Here is a 17,615-nt window from a genome sequence, read left to right as displayed (position 1 = left end):
GGTCCGGGGCATCGACCGCCGGGGATCGATTGGGGGAACGGCCAAGTCTGGTGCGGCACACCGCGATCGGCAACCCGCGCCACCCGTGCTGCCGGTCACCCCTACAACTGGGCCACCTGGGCGAACTCCAACTCGACCGGGGTCTCCCGACCGAAGATGTTCACCAGGACCTTCACCTTCAGCTGGTCCTCGTTTATCTCGACGATGGCACCGGAGAAGTCGGCAAACGGCCCATCCTTGACCCTGACGGTCTCGCCCACGCCGTAGCCGAATCGGGCCTTGGACCGTTTGGGCACCACGTCGTGCGACTCGTCGGCCACTGGGAGGAACGTCTCGACCTCCCTGCGACCCAGCCGGGACGGCTTGCCGCCTGCGCCGACGAAGTTGACGATGCCCGGCGTGTCGCGGATGGCGCCCCAGGCCTCGTCGTCGAGGTAGCAGCGCACCAGCAGGTAGCCGGGGAAGACCTTCTTAGAGATGGTGACCTTCTTGCCGTTACGGAACTCGTCGACGTCCTCCATCGGGATCTCGACCTCGAGGATCCGATCCTCCAGGTGCATCGACGCTGCCCTGGCCCGGAGGTTCTGGCGGACCTTCTTCTCATAGCCCGACTGGGTATGGACGACGTACCAGTTGCCCGGGCGGTCAAAGGCGCTCTCCCGCTCGACGGCCGGCTCAGCGTCCTCGTCGAAGAGGTCGTCCTCGTCGAGCACCTCGAGATCGGCGGAGGAGGACTCGGGCTCGGCGGGCGTCTCGTCTACCGCGGCATCGCCGGTCGGCAGCAGGTCGGCCGCCGCCTCGGTGGTCAGGCCGCCCTCGAGCAGTTCCTCGACGGGTTCGTCGGCGTGCACGACCTTGCCGGTGGGTAGGAGCTCGGAAGCAGCGTCCAGCACCTCGGTGGTGACTTCTGGTTCTTCGGTGGTGCTCATCAGACGTCAAACAACTCCAGGACGGATTCGGAGAAGATCCAGTCGAGACTGGCGACCACCAGCGTGATGGCGATGATGGTGATGATCACGACCGTGGTGTAGTTGCCGGTCTCGGAACGGGACGGCCAGGCCACCTTGCGGAGTTCGGCCCGGACCTCCCGGCCGAACTGGACTACCCCGGTCCGCTCCTCGGCAGGACGCTGCTGCTGCTGGCGACGCTGGCGGATCGGCTCGCCGTCGGCGTCGACCTCTCCCTGGCGCTGCAGCATGCGCTTCTGCTCGCGGTTCATGGACATTGTCAGGCCTCGGATCGCGTTCTCGGACGGTGGGTAAGGCTATTGGCGGCCAAGGTGACGCGCGCCCCGCGAAGGACACATGGCACCTGAACCGGTCGTGCAGGGCAGGAGGGACTCGAACCCCCAACCGCCGGTTTTGGAGACCGGTGCTCTACCAATTGAGCCACTGCCCTGGGTCCCGACCTCCGACCCGGAGTCGGAATCGGGGGGCGGTACGGCGGCAGGTTACCAGCGGCGCCGGGGCATCCCGTGGTGGCAGGAACCGGATGGGGACGCTCAGCGTGTCTCCTTGTGGTCGACGTGGCTCCTGCACCACCGGCAGTACTTCTTGAGCAGGATGCGCTCGCGGGTGTTCGCCTTGGACTTGGTTGTGATGTAGTTCCTGCGCTTGCACTCCTGGCACTCCAGGGTGACATGCACTCGCTTGTCGGATGCCATATCGGCCTCGCTCCTTAGACGGCCCGTCGAGGCGGGCCCTGTTCCTCATCGGTCGCCACCGACGTACCGATGCTTGTAGCGACGGACAGATTCGAACTGTCGACCTCTCGATTATGAGTCGAGCGCTCTCACCAGCTGAGCTACGTCGCCAGCGAGCTCCCTGACAGAATCGAACTGTCGACCTTCTCCTTACCATGGAGACGCTCTGCCGACTGAGCTAAGGGAGCCCGACCACCTTGCGATGACCGGGCACAAGGATGCCACGCGATCCGGGAATTCACACCGCCACGGCCCGTGCCACGAGCCCGGAACACGGTGGACCACCACGTCCCGGGACGGCGGCACGGTACCGTCGACCCATGCAGATCCGGCTCGCCGTGCCTGCCGACGCCGAGGCGATCCGGGCCATCTACAACCACGAGGTGATGTCCTCCGCAGCCACCTTCGACATCGTGGAGCGCAGCGAGGAGGACCAGGCCGCGTGGCTGGCCGAACGGTCCGGGGCGTTCAGCGTGCTGGTGGCCGAGGTGGACGGAGAGGTGGCCGGCTTCGCCTCGTTGTCGTCGTACAGGGAACGGGCCGCCTACCGCAGCACCGTCGAGAACTCGGTCTACGTGGGTGCCGGGCACAGGGGCCTCGGCATCGCCGACCGGCTCCTGGGCGCCCTGCTGGAGGTGGGTCGGACCAGCGGCTTCCACTCGGTCATCGCCAGGATCGGTGGTGGGAACGCGGCCAGCATGGCCCTACACGCCAAGCACGGATTCACCGAGGTGGGAGTCGAGCGCCAGGTCGGCCGTAAGTTCGGCCGCTGGCAGGATGTCACGGTCATGCAGGTCGTCTTCGACGACTGACCGGGCGCTGAGCCGCCTCGCCGTACCGGCGACCTGGACGTGAAGAGACCCCCGAACCTCGGGTTCGGGGGTCTCAACGACATCACAACGTGGGCCGGGGAGGATTTGAACCTCCGAAGGCGTTGCCGACGGGTTTACAGCCCGTTCCCTTTGGCCACTCGGGCACCGACCCGCGAATCCGGAGGATACCCACGCACCCGCTGCTCCCCCACCGGAGCAGCACGGCCCGCTACGACTGGTGGCTGGGTCGTGCAGCGCGGCGCCGGGTCGACAAGGGCCTCCGGGTCGACAAGGGCCTCCGGGTAGGGTGCGCGCATGCCGAGCTTCGACGTCGTTTCCAAGATCGACCTCCAGGAGGTCCGCAACGCCGTGGACCAGGCCTCCCGCGAGGTCCACACGCGCTTCGACTTCAAGGGCACCGAATCGATCGTCGAACTCCAGGACGGGGCCATCAAGTTGGAGTCCTCCACCGAGGACCGCCTTTCCGCCCTGGTACTGGTGCTGGAGGAGAAGCTGGTTCGCCGCAAGGTGTCGCTCAAGTCGCTGGACTGGGGGAAGGTGGAGGAGGCCAGCGGTGCCCGGTCGCGGCAGTTCGCCCGTCTTCAGGCGGGCATCGACTCCGAGAGGGCCAGGTCGGTCAACCGGACCATCAAGGACCTGGGTCTGAAGAGCGTCCAGTCCCAGACGCAGGGTGACCAGGTGCGGGTGACGGGCAAGAAGCGGGACGCCCTCCAGGAGGTCATCGCGGCGCTGAAGGCCGCCGACCTGGGAATCCCCCTGCAGTTCAACAACTTCCGGGACTGAACACCGCGGGAGCGCTGACCCCTCGATGGGTCAGGAGATAGGCCCGCCTCCTACCGTCCCCTGATTCCAAGAGCCGTCGCGCAACCGCTCCACTCGATCGGCGGTCGACGGATGAGTGGAGAACAGCCGGCTCCCACCCCGTCCTCGGGCTTCGGCCTTGAGCGGGTTGACGATGTAGGACGAGGCCTGGTTGGGGTTCACCCCGGAGGGAATACGTCCCGAGCCGACCTCGAGCTTCTCGAGGGCCCGGGCCAACGGCTCGCCGTCGCCCATGAGGCGGGCCGCCGAGGCGTCGGCATGGAACTCGCGGCGTTTACTGATGGCGGCCTGGATGAGCCCCGCCGCTAAGGGGGCCAGGATGAGCATGGCCAACCCACCTATCGGATTGCGGCCCCGGCCGCGACCACCGCCCCCAAAAATGGCGGCAAAGTAAGCCAAGTGGGCAACGACGGTGATGGCCATGCCGATGGCCGCGGCCACCGATCCGATGAGGATGTCCCGGTTGCGGATGTGGCTCAATTCGTGGGCCAGCACGCCGCGGATCTCGTACCAGTCCATGTGGTCGATCAGCCCCTGGGTGATGGCCACCGCGGCGTGGTCGGGGTTGCGGCCGGTGGCGAAGGCGTTGGGCTGCGGGTTGGGCGACACGTACAACTTGGGCATCGGTAGGCCCACCGCACTGGTCAGCTCGATCATCGTCCGGTGGTACTCGGGGTAATCGGCGGGCTCAGCGGGAACGGCTCGGGCCGAAGCGATGGCCAGACGGTCGCTGCCCCAGTAACCGGCACCCACCAAGACCAGCCCGACGACCAGCCCGATTACCAGGCCACCGGAGCCGAGGAGCGCCCCCCCGATAACGACGAACAGGCCTCCGAGGAGGGCCAGGAGAATAAAGGTCTTGGCTGTGTTCAACATGGGGAAGGGTGGGCTCCTCGTCCGATCGGAACCTCCAGCGTAGGGCCGGTCGAACCGGTCGTGGCATCGCCACCCGGGCGATCCGGGAGTCGGCTCAGAGGTCGTAGTAGCCGGAGTGCACGTAGACGGTCGGCACGCCGGCGAGCCGGTACATTTCGACGTTCCGGGGATCGTCGTCCACGGCCAGCTGGACGTCGTGCCCGTCCGTCCGCAGCCTGTCCAGCGCATCCAGCTTGACATCAGGGGAACTCCGCCGGTCGCCGTCGACCCGCATGACCAGCAGGTCCCAGGACACCCCGTGACGCCCCAGCCAGGCCACGGTGGTGTCGGCCAGACGGGCCGGCCGGGCCGTCAGGAGGATGATGGTGCGCTCGCCCACCAGCCCCGCCACGAGGCGGATGCCCTCGGGGATCGGCGGATCCTCGACCGACGCCTCGAAGAACTCCTCCCACGCCCTGGTCGGTCCGACCAGCAGGTGCTGTCGGCCGGAGGCGTCGGACAGCACCCCGTCGACGTCGACTACCACCGCCGGCCCCAGGACGACCGGTCGGGCACCCACGATGTGGACCGTGGACGTGGCTCAGTCCTCCTGTGGTGACTCGGCAGCCCTGGTCCGGATCTCGTCGACCACCCCGGAGTCGGCCAACGTCGTGGTGTCGCCCAGGTCGCGACCCTCGGCCACGTCTCTTAGCAGGCGACGCATGATCTTTCCACTGCGCGTCTTGGGCAGGTCGGGCACCAGCAAGACGACCTTCGGTCGGGCAATCGGGCCCAACTTGGTGGCGACGTGGCCCCGGATCTCCTCGCCCAACTCGGGTGACGCCTGGTGGGTACCGCGCAGAATCACGTAGCCCACGATGGCCTGGCCGGTGGTGTCGTCGGAGGCACCGACCACGGCCGCCTCGGCCACAGCCGGGTGATCTACAAGGGCCGACTCCACCTCTGCGGTCGAGATGCGGTGCCCCGACACGTTCATGACGTCGTCCACCCGACCCAGCAGCCACAGGTAGCCGTCCTCGTCCACCTTTGCCCCGTCGCCGGCGAAGTAGCGACCCTCGAAACGGGACCAGTAGGTGTCCATGTAGCGCTCCGGATCGCCCCAGATGCCGCGCAGCATCGCCGGCCACGGCCTGGTGATGGTGAGGTAACCGCCACCCCGGGCAACCGGTGCGCCGGCATCGTCGACCAGTTCGGCGAACACCCCGGGAATCGTCTGGCAGGCCGACCCCGGCTTGGTGGTTGTGACCCCGGGCAGCGGCGAGATCATGTGCCCTCCGGTCTCGGTCTGCCACCAGGTGTCCACTATCGGGCAGGACGACCCACCGATGTGGGTGTGGTACCACATCCACGCCTCGGGGTTGATCGGCTCGCCGACCGTGCCCAGCACCCGTAGCGACGACAGGTCGTGGGCCGCCGCGTCAACGGTCCCCCACTTCATGAACGTCCGGATGGCCGTGGGTGCGGTGTACAGCTGGGTCACCCCGTACCGCTCGATGATGTCCCACAGCCGGTCCCTGGGCCACGACGCCCTTTCACCGGTGCGGAACTCCGGCCGCGGCGTGTCCGGTGTGCCCTCGTACATCACCGAGGTGCACCCGTTGGCGAGCGGGCCATAAACGATGTAGCTGTGGCCAGTCACCCAGCCGATGTCGGCCGCGCACCAGTAGACGTCCTCGTCGGGCCGCAGGTCGAAGGTGTAGCGGTGGGTGTAGGCCACCTGCGTGAGGTAGCCGCCGGTCGTGTGCATGATGCCCTTGGGCTTGGCCGTGGTGCCCGAGGTGTAGAGCAGGTACAGCAGCTGCTCGGAGTCCATCGGCTCGGCCGGACAGTCGGGCAGGGCGTCGGCGACCAGGTCGTGCCACCAGAGGTCTCGGCCGCCCACCATGGTGACGTCGACGTCGCAGCGGTTAACGACCACCACGTGCTCCACCGATGCCGCCCCGATCTCCAGGGCGGCGTCCACGTTGACCTTCAGCGCCGAGGGCTCGCCCCGGCGGTAGCCGGCGTCGGCCGTGATGATCAGGCGCGCCTCGGCGTCCTCGCAGCGGTCCACGATGGAGTCGGGCGAGAAGCCGCCGAAGATGACGCTGTGGGCCACCCCGATCCGGGTGCAGGCCAGCATGGCCACCGGGAGTTCGGGGATCATCGGCATGTAGATGGCCACCCGGTCGCCCTTCTGCAGGCCCAGGCCCCGCAGCACGTTGGCGAAGCGGCAGACCTCGTCCAGGAGTTGAGCGTATGTGATCTCCCGGGTGTCGCCCGGCTCACCCTCCCAGAAGTAGGCGATGCGGTCGCCCAGGCCGGCTTCCACGTGCCGGTCCAGGCAGTTGGCCGACAGGTTCAGCTTCCCGCCCACGAACCACTCGGCGTACGGCAGGTCCCAGTCCAGCGTGGTGTGGAAGTCCTCGTCCCAGCTCAACAGCTCGCGGGCCTGCCGGGCCCAGAAGGCCTCGTAGTCGGCGGCGGCCTCCTCGTGGTGGGAGGCGTCGCCCAGCAGCGCGGCTGCCCTGAAGGTGGGCGAGGGCGGGAACGTACGGTCCTCGACGTAGTAGTCCTCGATGGTCGGTTCGTTCAACGGTCGCCCCCTGGCCGGATCTGGTCCGGGACCGGACCCTAGTCAGCCGACCTGTGCGTATCAGGAGCCGACGCACCACTCCAGGGCGATGAACCCGCCCAGGCCGCCCGCGTCCAGCAGGGCATCGGCCTCGGCGATCCTGCTTCTGGCCAGCAGTGCCCCGAGGTCGCCTAGGCCGGCCCGCTCCGCCCATAGGCGACGGCCGTCGGCCACGAGATCGTCGATGCCGTGGGCGCGCAGGAACGCGGCCTGGGTGGTGGCAGCCGCCCCCGGCGGCAGCTGGTCGACGGCCACCTCCACGGTCACGTCCTGGGTACCGGGGGCCTCGACCGCCGCCCCTCCCCGCTGGTGTCCCCGGAAGGTACGCAGCCAGTCTGTGGTCGGACGTGCCGCCAACTCCGGGGTGGTGGATGCGTAGTCCACGACCAGCACCGATCCCGCCGACAGCACCGAACGGGCATCGTCCACCCAGCGCGCGGCCTCAGCCTGCACCGGGATGCGGGCACCGTGCAGCGCCGGTACGTCGACCGGAGGGTCCACGGCGTCGCCGAGCACCTCGCAGAACGTCGGGCGATCCACCACGGCCCCTTCCACGTCCACCAGGACCTCGTGCCACGCTCCGTTCACGGCCTTGAGCAGGCCGAAGGCCAGGTTGTCGAGCAGTTCGTTGGCCATCACCACGCCGACCAGCCGGTGGTCGGCCTCGGCGCCCAGGCCCTCCAGGCCGGCCAGCGACGACAGCCCGGCACCGGTCGGCTGCCGCTGACGGAGGGCGGGGCTGCGCTCGACCATCACGTACCTTCCCGTCACCAGGCACGCCGGGCCTGCAGCCACGACGCTGCGGGCCAACGTGCCCGCCCCGGCGGCCGCTTCGACCACCGTGAACCCGTCCGGCCGGCCGAGGGCCTCCCATCGTGCGTCAAGCCAGCGCGCCATCACCGCCCCGAACAGAGGACCCACCTCGGGCGAGGTGAGGAAGTCACCCCGCCGACCGGCCGCTCCCCCGGATGCGTAGAAGCCCCCGAAGGGGTCGTACAGGCAGGCCTCCACCCAGGCGTCGAACGCCACGGGGCCCGAGGCACGGATCCGCTCCGCCAGGCGATCGGCCAGCGGGCGCTCGGCCGGCTGCCCGTAGGTGACGTCAGCCCCCGAGGGCCAGCAGGCTGACGTCGGTGAAGCGGGCCACGAGCTGTGGCGCCACGCCGAAGGCCAGGGTGACCACGCCGCAGAGCGTCAGCGCCGATACGAGCGAGGGGGTGACCGGGACCGGGCCCAGGTCGCCGTCGACCGGGTCGTCGGCCCACATGCGGCGGGCCAGGGAGGCGTAGTAGTAGAGGGCTATCACCGAGTTGACGGCACCGACGACGGCCAGCACGTAGCCCCAAGGCTCACCGGCCGTGGCCAGCACACGGAACACCTCGAACTTGGCGAACCATCCGCCCAGCGGCGGGATGCCGGCCAGCGAGAACAGGAAGATGGACATTGCGACGGTCAGGCCAGGAGCGAACTGGAAGGCCCCTGCGAACGAGGTGACGTCGGCCGAGCCAGTCCGCCGGGCCAGGGCGATTATCACGGTGAAGGCGCCCAGGTTCATGGCGGTGTAGATGACCAGGTAGGTGACGACGGCCGACAGGGCCTGGTCGCCGTTGGCCAGGCCGTGTCCGGCGACGGCCAGCGGGGCGATCATGAAGCCGGTCTGGGCGATGCCCGAGTAGGCCATCAACCTCACCACGTTGGTCTGGCGGAGGGCCACCAGGTTGCCGACGGTCATCGACAGGGCGGCCAGGATCCAAACCAGCGGCTCCCAGACCTCGCTGCGGGCGTAGAAGCCCACGAACACCAGCGCCAGCAGGGCAACGAAGCCGGCCGCCTTGGAGGCCACGGACAGGAACGCCGTCACCGGCGTGGGAGCACCCTCGTACACGTCGGGGGCCCAGGTGTGGAACGGCACGGCGGAGACCTTGAAGGCGAAGCCGGCCACCACGAAAACGATGCCCATCGTTACCACGGCGTTCGAGGTACCAGCGGCGGCGAGCGAGGAGCCGATGTCGGCCAGCAGGGTGGATCCGCCCACCCCGTAGAGCAGCGACATGCCGTAGAGCATCACCGCAGAGGCGAACACGCCCATCAGGTAGTACTTCAGGCCGGCTTCGGTGGAATGGAGGTCACGCTTGCGCCAGGCCACCAGAAGGTAGGCCGGGATGGACAGCAACTCGAGGGCCACGAAGATAGAGACGAGGTCGCGGGCCGAGGCCATCATGACCATGCCCATGAGCGAGGCCAGCAGCAGGCCGTAGTACTCGTTCTCCCAGTAGTCGCCCTCGGCCACGTAGTTGGTCGACAGCAGGACGACGACGTAGCCGGCCAGCAGGAACAGGGCCTTCATGACCAGCGAGAACTCGTCGACCACGTAGGCCCCGTCGAACATGACCCTGTCGGTGCCGTCCACGGCCAGCGTGAGCAGCGGCACCGCCGTAGCCAGCAAGCCGAGTCCGGCCAACGCCGCGGTGAACGGACGGGCCTTCTCCAGGAAGACGATGTCCACCAACGTGATGAGGCAGCCGACCGTGAGCAGCACGAGTTCGGGCGCGATGGCGTGCCAGTCGATCGCCGGTCGCACGAAGGCGAGGGTGAGGAGGTCGAGGCCCACGGGCTAGTTCCCGGCCGCGTGCTCGACGGGCGCGTCGGAGCCGCCACCACCGAGGTCGTAGACGTCACTGCAACCCAGCGCCTCGACCTCGTCGGCCGTCAGAACGCGCTCGTCCACCCTCAGGCACTCGTTCAGCGAGGCGTCGACCGCACCGTCGGTGAGGCGGAAGACCAGGTTCGGGTAGACGCCGATGGCCACGATGAGGGCCAGCAGCGGAGCCCAGGAGATCCACTCGTACCTCGTGGTGTCGGTGATGTGCGGGTCGTCGACGAACTCCTCCGGCGGGGTGCCGAACGCCACCCTCTGGAGCAGCCAGAGCAGGTAGCCAGCGGCAAGCACGGTACCCAGAGCTGCGACCACCATGAAGATCCTGAAGATCTCCACGGGCACGCCGTTGGCCGGCTGGTAGGCCGACAGGATCGCGGGGAACTCGCCCCAGAAGCCGGCCAGGCCGGGGAGGCCGAGCGAGGCCATGACGCAGAACCCGAAGATCCATCCCATGCGCGGCGCCTGTACCAGCAGGCCACCCAGGCGGCTGATCTCGAGCGTGTGGAACCGCTCCTTCACCGAGCCGGCGAGGAAGAAGAGCATCCCGGTTATGAGGCCGTGGGCGACCATGCCCATGATCGCCGCGTTGATGCCGAAGTCGGTCAGCGTGGCGATGCCCAGCATCACGAAGCCCATGTGGGCTACCGAGGAGAAGGCGATCAGGCGCTTCATGTCGGTCTGAGCCAGGCACCCGAGGGCTCCGTAGATGATGCCCACCACGGCCAGCAGACCGATCCAGGGCGCCCATGCCACGGCGGCATCAGGCAGGATCGGGATGGCGATGCGCACGAAGCCGTAGGTGCCGAGCTTCAGGAGCACGGCGGCCAGGATGACCGAGCCGACCGTCGGCGCCTGGGTGTGGGCGTCGGGCAGCCAGGTGTGGAACGGGAACATCGGCACCTTGATGGCGAAGCCCAGGAACATGCCACCGAAGATCCAGAGCTGGGCGGTGCCGGACACCCCACCGGCGGCCACCGCGTCGGCCAGGCCGGCGAAGGAGAACGTGTCGGCGCCGGTCAGGAAGAACAGGGCCAGGAAGCTGACCAGCATGAGAGCCGAACCGAAGAGGGTGTACAGGAAGAACTTCAGGGACGCGTAGCGGCGGTCCTCGCCACCCCATACGGCGATCATGAAGAACATCGGCAGGAGCACGACCTCGAAGAACACGAAGAAGAGCACCAGGTCCTGGGCCACGAAGGTGCCGATCATCCCAGTCTCAAGAATCAGGATCAGGATCAGGAAGGCCTTCGGGTTCACCGGGTCCGGGAAGTGGTTCCAGCTGTAGATGATGCACATCGGCACGATCAGCATGGTCAGCAGGATCAGCGGCAGGGACATGCCGTCAATGCCCACCAGGTACCTGCTGGAGATCACGTCTATCCACGGCTTGTCGACCACAAACTGCAGCTGGCCGGTGTGGCCCAGGTCGAACCAGATGAGCAGCAGCACGCCCACGAACGCCACCCACAACGAGGTGACCAGCGCGATCAGCCTGTGCCGGTCCTCGCGCTCCCTTGGAATCAGCATCATGACCGCCACACCGGCGAGCGGTGAGAAGGTGGCGAGCGTGATGCCCCAGCCGTCGAGCAGATTTTCCATGTCGGCGTCTCCTAGACGATGACGATCAGAAGGCCGGCCAGGACCGTCGCTGCCGCGAACAGGATTGCCGCGTAGCTCTGGACCTTGCCGGAGTTGACCTTTCGGAGTTCCTCACCCATCCCGGATGAGGCGAGGCCCGTGGCGTTGACCGCCCCGTCGACCACCAGCTGGTCGACCTTGTCGTAGACGACGGTGCCCGCCTTCACGGCGGTCTGGCCGACCACGTCGACCGTACGGTCGATCACCTGCTGGTCGATGCGATATGCCAGGCGGGCCACGGGCCCCTTGGTGCCGTCGGCCACCACCCCGTTGTAGAGGTGGTCGAGGTAGTACCTGTTGTCCAGCAGGGTGAGCCCCGCCCTGGCCAGCTGGTACCTCGTGGTGGGTCCGTCGGACAACTCTGTGAGGCTGATGCCGGCGGCCTCCGAGGCCGCCTCCACCTTCACGAAGTAGTAGTACCCGGCCGCCGCGATGCCGCCGACCACGACCAGCGTCGAGACGATGGCCAACGACCAGCTGGGCGTGGCGTGGGAGATGGCCGGGAAGTAGCCGGCCACCGGCTCCACGTAGTGGCCGAACCGTTCCTGCAGTGACCCGGGGGCCAGCTGGAAGCCCGTGGGCAGGTTCAGGAAGCCAGCGACGATGGCCAGGCCGGCCAGGATCCACAACGGCACGGTTATGAGCCGGCCGGACTCGTGGGGTTCGCCGTGGCCCCGGAACTCGCCGAAGAAGGTCAGGTACACGCAGCGGGTCATGTAGGCGGCGGTCAGCGCCGCCGTGAGCATGCCCATGCCCAGCATCAGGGTGTAGGCGCCGTTGCCGCCGGTCCCGCCCAGCAGGCCCCAGCCGCCGGTCCCGACCAGGATCTCGTCCTTGGACCAGAAGCCGGCCAGCGGCGGCAGGCCGGCCAGGGCGATGGTGCCGATCATGAAGGTCCGGTAGGTGTGCGGCATGCGCTTGCGGAGGCCACCCATGTCGGACTTCATGTCGAAGCCGTGCACGGCGTGGGCTACCGAGCCCGAGCCCAGGAACAGGCATGCCTTGAAGAAGGCGTGGGTGAACAGGTGGAACACGGCCGCCGTCCAGGCGCCCACGCCGAGGGCCATCACCATGTAGCCGAGCTGGGAGATCGTCGAGTAGGCAAGCACCTTCTTGATGTCGCGCTGCACGAATGCCAAGCAGGCGCCGACGATGGTGGTGAGGCCGCCGATGAAGGCCATCAGGTTGATCGAGCTGCCACCTATCTGGAAGCCCTCGAAGAACACGCCGTACATGCGGGCGATCATGAACACGCCGGCCACGACCATGGTGGCGGCGTGGATGAGCGCCGATACCGGCGTCGGGCCGGCCATGGCGTCGGGCAGCCAGGTGTGCAGGAAGAACTGGCCCGACTTCGACATGACTGCGGCCATCAGGCCACACGAGGCCACGAGCAGCGCCGTGTGCGACAGGGTGCCGCTGTTCGCCAGGGCGTTCGTCTCGGCGATGGAGAACGAGCCGAACCGGTCGGGTAGGGCCGAGCCGACGGCGAAGAACAGGACGCTCACTCCTACCAGCAGGCCCATGTCGCCCACCCGGTTGGTGAGGAAGGCCTTCAGCGCCGCATCGCTGTTGGGCTTCTCCTCCCACCAGTGCCCGATCAGGACGAACGAGCAGACGCCGACCAGCTCCCAGGCGCAGAGCAGCTGCAGGGTGTTCTCCGACACCACCAACAGGAGCATCGAGGCGCTGAACAGCGACAGGAAGGCGAAGAAGTGGGTGTACCGACGGTCGCCGCGCACATACTCGGTGGAGTACACGTGCACGAGCAGCGAAACGATGGTGACGACGAGGAGCATCATCACCGCCAGCCCGTCGACGAGGGTGCCGACCGTGAACGCCATGCCGCCAGCCTGGAACCAGGTGGCAGTGCGTTGCACTGCCAACGAGGGGTGGCCGCCGCCGTGGCCCTCGGCGGATTCGTCTGCGTGTCCGACGCCGTGGTCGTCCACGACGATGACCGCCACGTGGACCTCCTCGTCATGGGGGGAGTCGCGGTGGTCCACCCAGGCGACGCCGGTCAGCAGGGCCAGCACGAAGGCTATGCCCACCGCGGCGATGCCCAACTCGGAACCGCCCCGGGGCATGCGCTTTCCGAAGAAGAGGATGCCCAGGAACGAGAGGGTGGGCAGCAGCGGGATCAGCCACACGTTGCGGAGCAGCCAGCTACCGCCGAGTGTGATCCCGAGTGGGAGGCCGGCATCGGCAGACGTGGAAGCGAGGAGGAGGAGGTCGTTCATCGGCTCAGCCCCTCAACCGGTCTATACGGGTCAGGTCGATGCTCCGACTGCTGCGGTAGAGCAGCAGCACCATGGCCAACCCCACCCCGACCTCGGCGGCGGCCACGGCGATCACGAAGAGGGCGAAGACCTCGCCTCCCACGGTGGCCCGGAACGCCCCGAAGGCCACCAGGTTGATGTTGACCGCGTTCAGGATCAGCTCTATCGACATGAGCACCAGCACGCCGTTGCGACGGGCCAGCACGCCGTAGACACCGATCGCGAACAGGACGGCGGACAACAGCAGGAACTGGTTCAGTAGCACGTCAGTCCCTCCTTGCCACGACTATGGAGCCGATGAGGGCGGCCAGCAGGAGGACCGACACGGCCTCGAAGGGAACGATGTAGGCGCTGAAGATGCTGTCGGCGACCTCGGCCGTGGTTGACGGAGCGGCCCGGGAGAGCTCGGCGTCGGCGAACGAGTCGACCAGGGCGGCGGCCGTCACGGCGAACACAAGCAGCCCGACCAGGCCTGCCATGAGGCGCCCCTCGCCGGTCACGCCATCGTCGTCGCCGAAGGACCCCTTCGTGAGCATGATGCCGAACAGGAACAGCACGACGATGGCCCCGATGTAGACCAGCACCTGCGTCACGCCGACGAACTCGGCGCCCAGCAGGATGAACAGGCCCGCCACCCCTGCCAGCACCACCACCAGGTACAGGGCGGCGTGGACCACGTTGCGGGTTGTCACCATGCGAAGGGCACTGGCAACCATGGTGACGGCCATGATGGCAAAGGCCACGTTCTGGGCCACGAGGACCTCGCCGCCCGATAGGCGGTCCATTTCCCCCAGAGCGGCCAGGATGCTCAACGCGGCACCTTCGGCTTCTTGGCCTCGCTGCCAGACTCGTAGTCCTGGAAGTCCGGGACGGTCTCCATCCACTGGCTGAGCTTCGACTTGTCGTGGAGCAGGTCGGCGATCCTGGGCTCCGAGTACTCGAACTCAGGCGACCAGAAGAGGGCCTCGAACGGGCAGACCTCGACGCAGATGCCGCAGTACATGCACAGGGCGTAGTCGATGTCGAAGCGGTCCAGGGCGTTCTTGAGGCGCGGCTTGCCCCCCGGCCGGCGGGGTGGCGCCTTGTACTTGTGGCCCTCGATGTAGATGCACCAGTCCGGGCACTCACGGACGCACAGCATGCAGGACGTGCAGTTCTCCACGTGGAGGGTGATCACGCCGCGGGACCGTGGCGACGGCGCCTCCTTGACCCTCGGGTACTGGACGGTGTGCGACCCCTTGATGAGGGTGCGCAGCATCGTCTTGAGGGTGACGCCGAGGCCCTTGACCAGGCCGGGGATCTTCGGGGTCGTAGGCATCAGAAGACCACCTTCAGCACGCCGGTGACGACGATGTTGGCAAGCGACAGCGGGATGAGGACCTTCCAGGCCAGCTGCTGCAGCTGGTCCTCGCGGAACCGGGGGTAGGTGAACCGGAACCAGAAGATCAGGAAGGCCACAAGGATCACCTTGCCGAGCAGGATCGCCGGGCCGATGACGTTGAACAGGTTGCTGGTCGGATCGATCCCCGGCACGTACCAGCCGCCCAGGAACAGGGTGGCGGCCAGCGCCGCGAAGATGCCGGCCGTGGCGAACTCGCCGATGAAGAACAACAGGAACCGGAGGCCGGAGTACTCGGTCAGGTAGCCGGTGACTAGCTCCGACTCGGCCACCGGCATGTCGAACGGCGGCTGGGTGAGCTCGGCCTGGACGGCGACCAGGAAGATGGCGAAGCCGAGGAACTGGGTGAATATGAATGGGTTGCCGATGCCACCCCAGCCGAAGATCTCGCCGGTGGCCTGGGCCATGACGATGCCCTGGACGTTGAGCGTGCCGGCCTGGATGACCACGCCCATCACTGCCAGGACCAGGGGTAGCTCATACGCAACCAGCTGGCCGGCGGCCCGCAGGGCACCCATCAGCGAGTACTTGGACGACGACGCCCAACCGGCCATCAGGATCCCGATCACCGAGATCGAGGAGACGGCCAGCGCTAGGAAGATGCCCGTGTCCACGTTGATGAACCAGGCGTCCGGCCCGGCCGGGATGACGAGGACCAGCAGGAACGTGGAGATGAGCACCACGAAGGGCGCCGCCTTGAAGACGATGCGGTCGGCCTTGTCGGGGATGATGTCCTCCTTCTGGAGGAACTTGCCGACCTCGGCCAGCAGCTGCAGCGAACCGTACGGTCCGGCCTCCATGGGGCCCAGCCGGCTCTGCATGAAGCTCATCATCTTGAACAGGAAGAGGTAGACGAGCGTGCCGGCGGGCAGCAGCACCGCCACCAGGCCGACCACCGCACGGATGCCGGTCTGCTGCCACCAGGCCAGTTCGACCGCCAGCGTCAGGAAGTCGCTCACCGGTCGATGTCCCCGAGGATGAAGTAGAGGCTGGCCAGGATCGAGACGACGTCGGGGACGTAGGTGCCCTCCAGCAACCACGGCGTGATGGAGATGTTGTTGAACGACGCCGAGCGGATCTTGACCCGGTACGGGACCAGGTCTCCCTTGGAGACCACGTAGTAGCCCATGACGCCAAGGGGGTTCTCGGTCTCCACGTAGGCCTCGCCGGGCGGGACCTTGATGATGCGCGGCACCTTGGCCATGACCGGACCCGACGGGATGCCGTCCAGGAGCTGCTCGACCATATTGCACGCCTCGCGGACCTCCTGGAGGCGCACCCAGTAGCGGGCGAACGAGTCACCGTCCGGATGCGTCCAGACCTTCCAGTCCAGCTGGTCGTGGACGAGGCCGATGCCGCCGTCCCGACGCAGATCCCAGTCGACGCCGCTGGCCCGGATGTTGGCCCCCGACAGGCCGTACGACAGGCCCAGGTCGGCCGGGATGACGCCGATGCCACGGGTACGGGACTGGAAGATCTCGTTGCCGGTGACCAGGTCCTCCATCTCGTCGCAGAACGTGCGGATCCGGCCCAGCACCCCCCTGGTCTCTTCGGTCCAGCCCTTGGGGATGTCGTCCTTGAGGCCACCGATGCGGTCGAAGTTGGGATGGAACCGGCCGCCGGTGACCGCCTCTATCTGGTTGAGGACGAACTCGCGGTCGCGGAAGGCAAAGAACACAGGGGTGACGGCGCCCAGCTGCACGCCCATGTCGCCCAGGAACAGGACGACGTTGGCGATCCTGGAGAGCTCGAACAGGACGGTGCGGATCCACTGGGCACGCGGTGGCGCCTCGACGCCCATGATCTGCTCTGCGGCCAGGATGAACGGCACCTCGTTGGCGAAGCTGCCCAGCCAGTCGATGCGGTTGACCAGCGTCGTGACCTGCGGATACGTGCGGACCTCGGCCAGCTTCTCGTAGCCGCGGTGCATGTAGCCCATTACCGGCTCGGCCCGCATCACCCGCTCGCCGTCCAGCTTCACGACGATGCGCAGCGTGCCGTGGGTGGCCGGGTGCTGGGGGCCGATGTTGAGGGTCATGCCCTCGGTCTCGATCTCCAGGTTCACCCGAGCGTCGCTGGCCTGGCCTGCGATGTAGGCGAGTTGGCGGGGATCTCCCAGCGCGGTCACGACCCTGCCGCCTCGGCGTCGGCGTCGTCGTCCCCGCCGGGCATGAGCTCGACGTCAACGATGCCGGGCCAAGGCTTCACCCGACGGGCCAGCAGTGGGTAGTCCTTGCGCAGCGGGTTCCCCTCGAAGTGGGACGGAAGGTAGAGGTGGACCTGGTTGGGGTGGCCCCGGAACGAGATGCCGAACATCTCCCACGCCTCTCGCTCGTGCCAGTTGGCGCCGGGGTACACAGGAATCCAGGAATCGACCTCGGGACGGTCGCCGACCAGGTCCGCCTTGACGGTCACGCCTAGGTGGCCGACCGGGTCGTGGACCCGTGCCAGCAGCTGGAACCGGGTCTCGCCACCGGTCAGGCCCCAGCCCATCTCGGCCGGGGCGGCATCCACGGCCGGCTCCAGGTCGACCTGGGCGTCCATGTCCCGGCCGTACGGCGATGGCATCCAGTCGATGGCTGAGAGGAAGTTGAAGTACGACATGGCGCAGCGGTCGCGAAGGGCGTTGCCGGCGTCCACCCAGGCCTCGGCGGTGACGCGGACGCAGACGTCGATGCCGGGTACGACATGGGATTCGACGAAGCCGTCGCCCAGCGCGGCGTCCAGCGCGGCGACGAGCGCGTCGCGACGCTCGTCGACCGGCGGGGCCTCTGCCTCTGAGTCCACGGCGGC

Annotated in this window: 18 protein-coding genes and 4 tRNA genes; 2 read left to right on the top strand and 20 right to left on the bottom strand. The window is 67.6% G+C overall.

Annotated elements, in window-relative coordinates; translation table 11 throughout:
* Positions 1-101 precede the first annotated feature (101 nt).
* The 6 genes from nusG to MK177_00515 form a co-directional block, all read right to left on the bottom strand.
* On the bottom strand, positions 102-929 hold the full coding sequence (gene nusG, locus MK177_00540; protein ID MCH2425803.1) for a transcription termination/antitermination protein NusG: 828 nt from the start codon (positions 927-929) through the stop codon (positions 102-104).
* Positions 929-1,219, bottom strand: a complete 291-nt coding sequence (gene secE, locus MK177_00535) for a preprotein translocase subunit SecE (GenBank protein MCH2425802.1) — start codon at positions 1,217-1,219, stop codon at positions 929-931. The genes nusG and secE overlap by 1 nt, the downstream gene beginning before the upstream one ends.
* Positions 1,220-1,325: 106 nt before the next feature.
* A tRNA-Trp gene (locus MK177_00530) sits at positions 1,326-1,398 on the bottom strand.
* Positions 1,399-1,501: 103 nt separating this feature from the next.
* Complete coding sequence (gene rpmG, locus MK177_00525) at positions 1,502-1,663, bottom strand: 50S ribosomal protein L33 (GenBank protein ID MCH2425801.1); 162 nt, start codon at positions 1,661-1,663, stop codon at positions 1,502-1,504.
* Positions 1,664-1,739: 76 nt separating this feature from the next.
* A tRNA-Met gene (locus MK177_00520) sits at positions 1,740-1,813 on the bottom strand.
* Between the two features lie 4 nt (positions 1,814-1,817).
* Positions 1,818-1,890 (bottom strand) — tRNA-Thr (locus MK177_00515).
* 132 nt (positions 1,891-2,022) lie between these two features.
* Here MK177_00515 and MK177_00510 point away from each other — a divergent pair.
* Positions 2,023-2,514, top strand: coding sequence for a GNAT family N-acetyltransferase (locus MK177_00510; GenBank protein ID MCH2425800.1), 492 nt, complete (start codon positions 2,023-2,025; stop codon positions 2,512-2,514).
* A 90-nt stretch (positions 2,515-2,604) separates the two neighbouring features.
* Here MK177_00510 and MK177_00505 read toward each other — a convergent pair.
* Positions 2,605-2,686 (bottom strand) — tRNA-Tyr (locus tag MK177_00505).
* 143 nt (positions 2,687-2,829) lie between these two features.
* Here MK177_00505 and MK177_00500 point away from each other — a divergent pair.
* A complete protein-coding gene (locus MK177_00500; protein ID MCH2425799.1) occupies positions 2,830-3,318 on the top strand; it encodes a YajQ family cyclic di-GMP-binding protein in 489 nt (162 codons plus the stop codon).
* 30 nt (positions 3,319-3,348) lie between these two features.
* On the opposite strand, the gene MK177_00495 is transcribed toward MK177_00500, so the two are convergent.
* The 13 genes from MK177_00495 to MK177_00435 all read right to left on the bottom strand — a co-directional run bounded on the left by MK177_00495 (position 3,349) and on the right by MK177_00435 (position 17,609).
* Entirely contained in the window at positions 3,349-4,233 is an 885-nt protein-coding gene (locus MK177_00495) for a M48 family metalloprotease (protein ID MCH2425798.1), read from the bottom strand.
* A gap of 94 nt (positions 4,234-4,327) precedes the next feature.
* Positions 4,328-4,792 (bottom strand): hypothetical protein, encoded by a 465-nt coding sequence (locus MK177_00490; GenBank protein ID MCH2425797.1) that lies wholly within the window; start codon positions 4,790-4,792, stop codon positions 4,328-4,330.
* A 21-nt stretch (positions 4,793-4,813) separates the two neighbouring features.
* Positions 4,814-6,808, bottom strand: a complete 1,995-nt coding sequence (gene acs / locus MK177_00485) for an acetate--CoA ligase (GenBank protein ID MCH2425796.1) — start codon at positions 6,806-6,808, stop codon at positions 4,814-4,816.
* 60 nt (positions 6,809-6,868) lie between these two features.
* A complete protein-coding gene (locus tag MK177_00480) occupies positions 6,869-7,876 on the bottom strand; it encodes an SAM-dependent methyltransferase (GenBank protein ID MCH2425795.1) in 1,008 nt (335 codons plus the stop codon).
* A 73-nt stretch (positions 7,877-7,949) separates the two neighbouring features.
* Positions 7,950-9,458, bottom strand: a complete 1,509-nt coding sequence (locus MK177_00475; protein ID MCH2425794.1) for an NADH-quinone oxidoreductase subunit N — start codon at positions 9,456-9,458, stop codon at positions 7,950-7,952.
* A gap of 3 nt (positions 9,459-9,461) precedes the next feature.
* A complete protein-coding gene (locus MK177_00470) occupies positions 9,462-11,105 on the bottom strand; it encodes an NADH-quinone oxidoreductase subunit M (GenBank protein ID MCH2425793.1) in 1,644 nt (547 codons plus the stop codon).
* An 11-nt stretch (positions 11,106-11,116) separates the two neighbouring features.
* Positions 11,117-13,384, bottom strand: a complete 2,268-nt coding sequence (locus tag MK177_00465) for an NADH-quinone oxidoreductase subunit L (protein ID MCH2425792.1) — start codon at positions 13,382-13,384, stop codon at positions 11,117-11,119.
* A gap of 4 nt (positions 13,385-13,388) precedes the next feature.
* Entirely contained in the window at positions 13,389-13,688 is a 300-nt protein-coding gene (gene nuoK, locus MK177_00460; protein MCH2425791.1) for an NADH-quinone oxidoreductase subunit NuoK, read from the bottom strand.
* A 1-nt stretch (position 13,689) separates the two neighbouring features.
* Positions 13,690-14,235 carry an NADH-quinone oxidoreductase subunit J gene (locus MK177_00455; GenBank protein MCH2425790.1) on the bottom strand — a complete coding sequence of 182 codons (546 nt, stop codon included), beginning with the start codon at positions 14,233-14,235 and terminating at the stop codon, positions 13,690-13,692.
* The gene (locus tag MK177_00450) at positions 14,232-14,741 is read right to left on the bottom strand and encodes a 4Fe-4S dicluster domain-containing protein (GenBank protein MCH2425789.1); all 510 of its coding nucleotides are present in this window, start codon (positions 14,739-14,741) and stop codon (positions 14,232-14,234) included. The genes MK177_00455 and MK177_00450 overlap by 4 nt, the downstream gene beginning before the upstream one ends.
* On the bottom strand, positions 14,741-15,781 hold the full coding sequence (locus MK177_00445; protein ID MCH2425788.1) for an NADH-quinone oxidoreductase subunit H: 1,041 nt from the start codon (positions 15,779-15,781) through the stop codon (positions 14,741-14,743). Before MK177_00445 ends, MK177_00450 begins: the two co-directional genes overlap by 1 nt.
* Positions 15,778-16,950 (bottom strand): NADH-quinone oxidoreductase subunit D 1, encoded by a 1,173-nt coding sequence (locus MK177_00440; GenBank protein ID MCH2425787.1) that lies wholly within the window; start codon positions 16,948-16,950, stop codon positions 15,778-15,780. Before MK177_00440 ends, MK177_00445 begins: the two co-directional genes overlap by 4 nt.
* On the bottom strand, positions 16,947-17,609 hold the full coding sequence (locus MK177_00435; protein ID MCH2425786.1) for an NADH-quinone oxidoreductase subunit C: 663 nt from the start codon (positions 17,607-17,609) through the stop codon (positions 16,947-16,949). The genes MK177_00440 and MK177_00435 overlap by 4 nt, the downstream gene beginning before the upstream one ends.
* Between the last annotated feature and the right edge of the window lie 6 nt (positions 17,610-17,615).

The organism is Acidimicrobiales bacterium, assembly GCA_022452145.1.
Taxonomy (GTDB): Bacteria; Actinomycetota; Acidimicrobiia; order Acidimicrobiales; family MedAcidi-G1; genus UBA9410.
Note: the sequence above shows the minus strand (reverse complement) of the source record. Positions and strands in the feature narration are given on the sequence as shown.

What these genes read in the sequence shown, in the direction of transcription:
- MK177_00470 (MCH2425793.1), bottom strand. Translation starts at nt 11,105, where the DNA reads ATGGAAAATCTGCTCGACGGCTGGGGCATCACGCTCGCCACCTTCTCA.
- secE (MCH2425802.1), bottom strand. Translation starts at nt 1,219, where the DNA reads ATGAACCGCGAGCAGAAGCGCATGCTGCAGCGCCAGGGAGAGGTCGAC.
- MK177_00450 (MCH2425789.1), bottom strand. Translation starts at nt 14,741, where the DNA reads ATGCCTACGACCCCGAAGATCCCCGGCCTGGTCAAGGGCCTCGGCGTC.
- MK177_00465 (MCH2425792.1), bottom strand. Translation starts at nt 13,384, where the DNA reads ATGAACGACCTCCTCCTCCTCGCTTCCACGTCTGCCGATGCCGGCCTC.
- rpmG (MCH2425801.1), bottom strand. Translation starts at nt 1,663, where the DNA reads ATGGCATCCGACAAGCGAGTGCATGTCACCCTGGAGTGCCAGGAGTGC.
- MK177_00500 (MCH2425799.1), top strand. Translation starts at nt 2,830, where the DNA reads ATGCCGAGCTTCGACGTCGTTTCCAAGATCGACCTCCAGGAGGTCCGC.
- MK177_00510 (MCH2425800.1), top strand. Translation starts at nt 2,023, where the DNA reads ATGCAGATCCGGCTCGCCGTGCCTGCCGACGCCGAGGCGATCCGGGCC.
- nusG (MCH2425803.1), bottom strand. Translation starts at nt 929, where the DNA reads ATGAGCACCACCGAAGAACCAGAAGTCACCACCGAGGTGCTGGACGCT.
- MK177_00495 (MCH2425798.1), bottom strand. Translation starts at nt 4,233, where the DNA reads ATGTTGAACACAGCCAAGACCTTTATTCTCCTGGCCCTCCTCGGAGGC.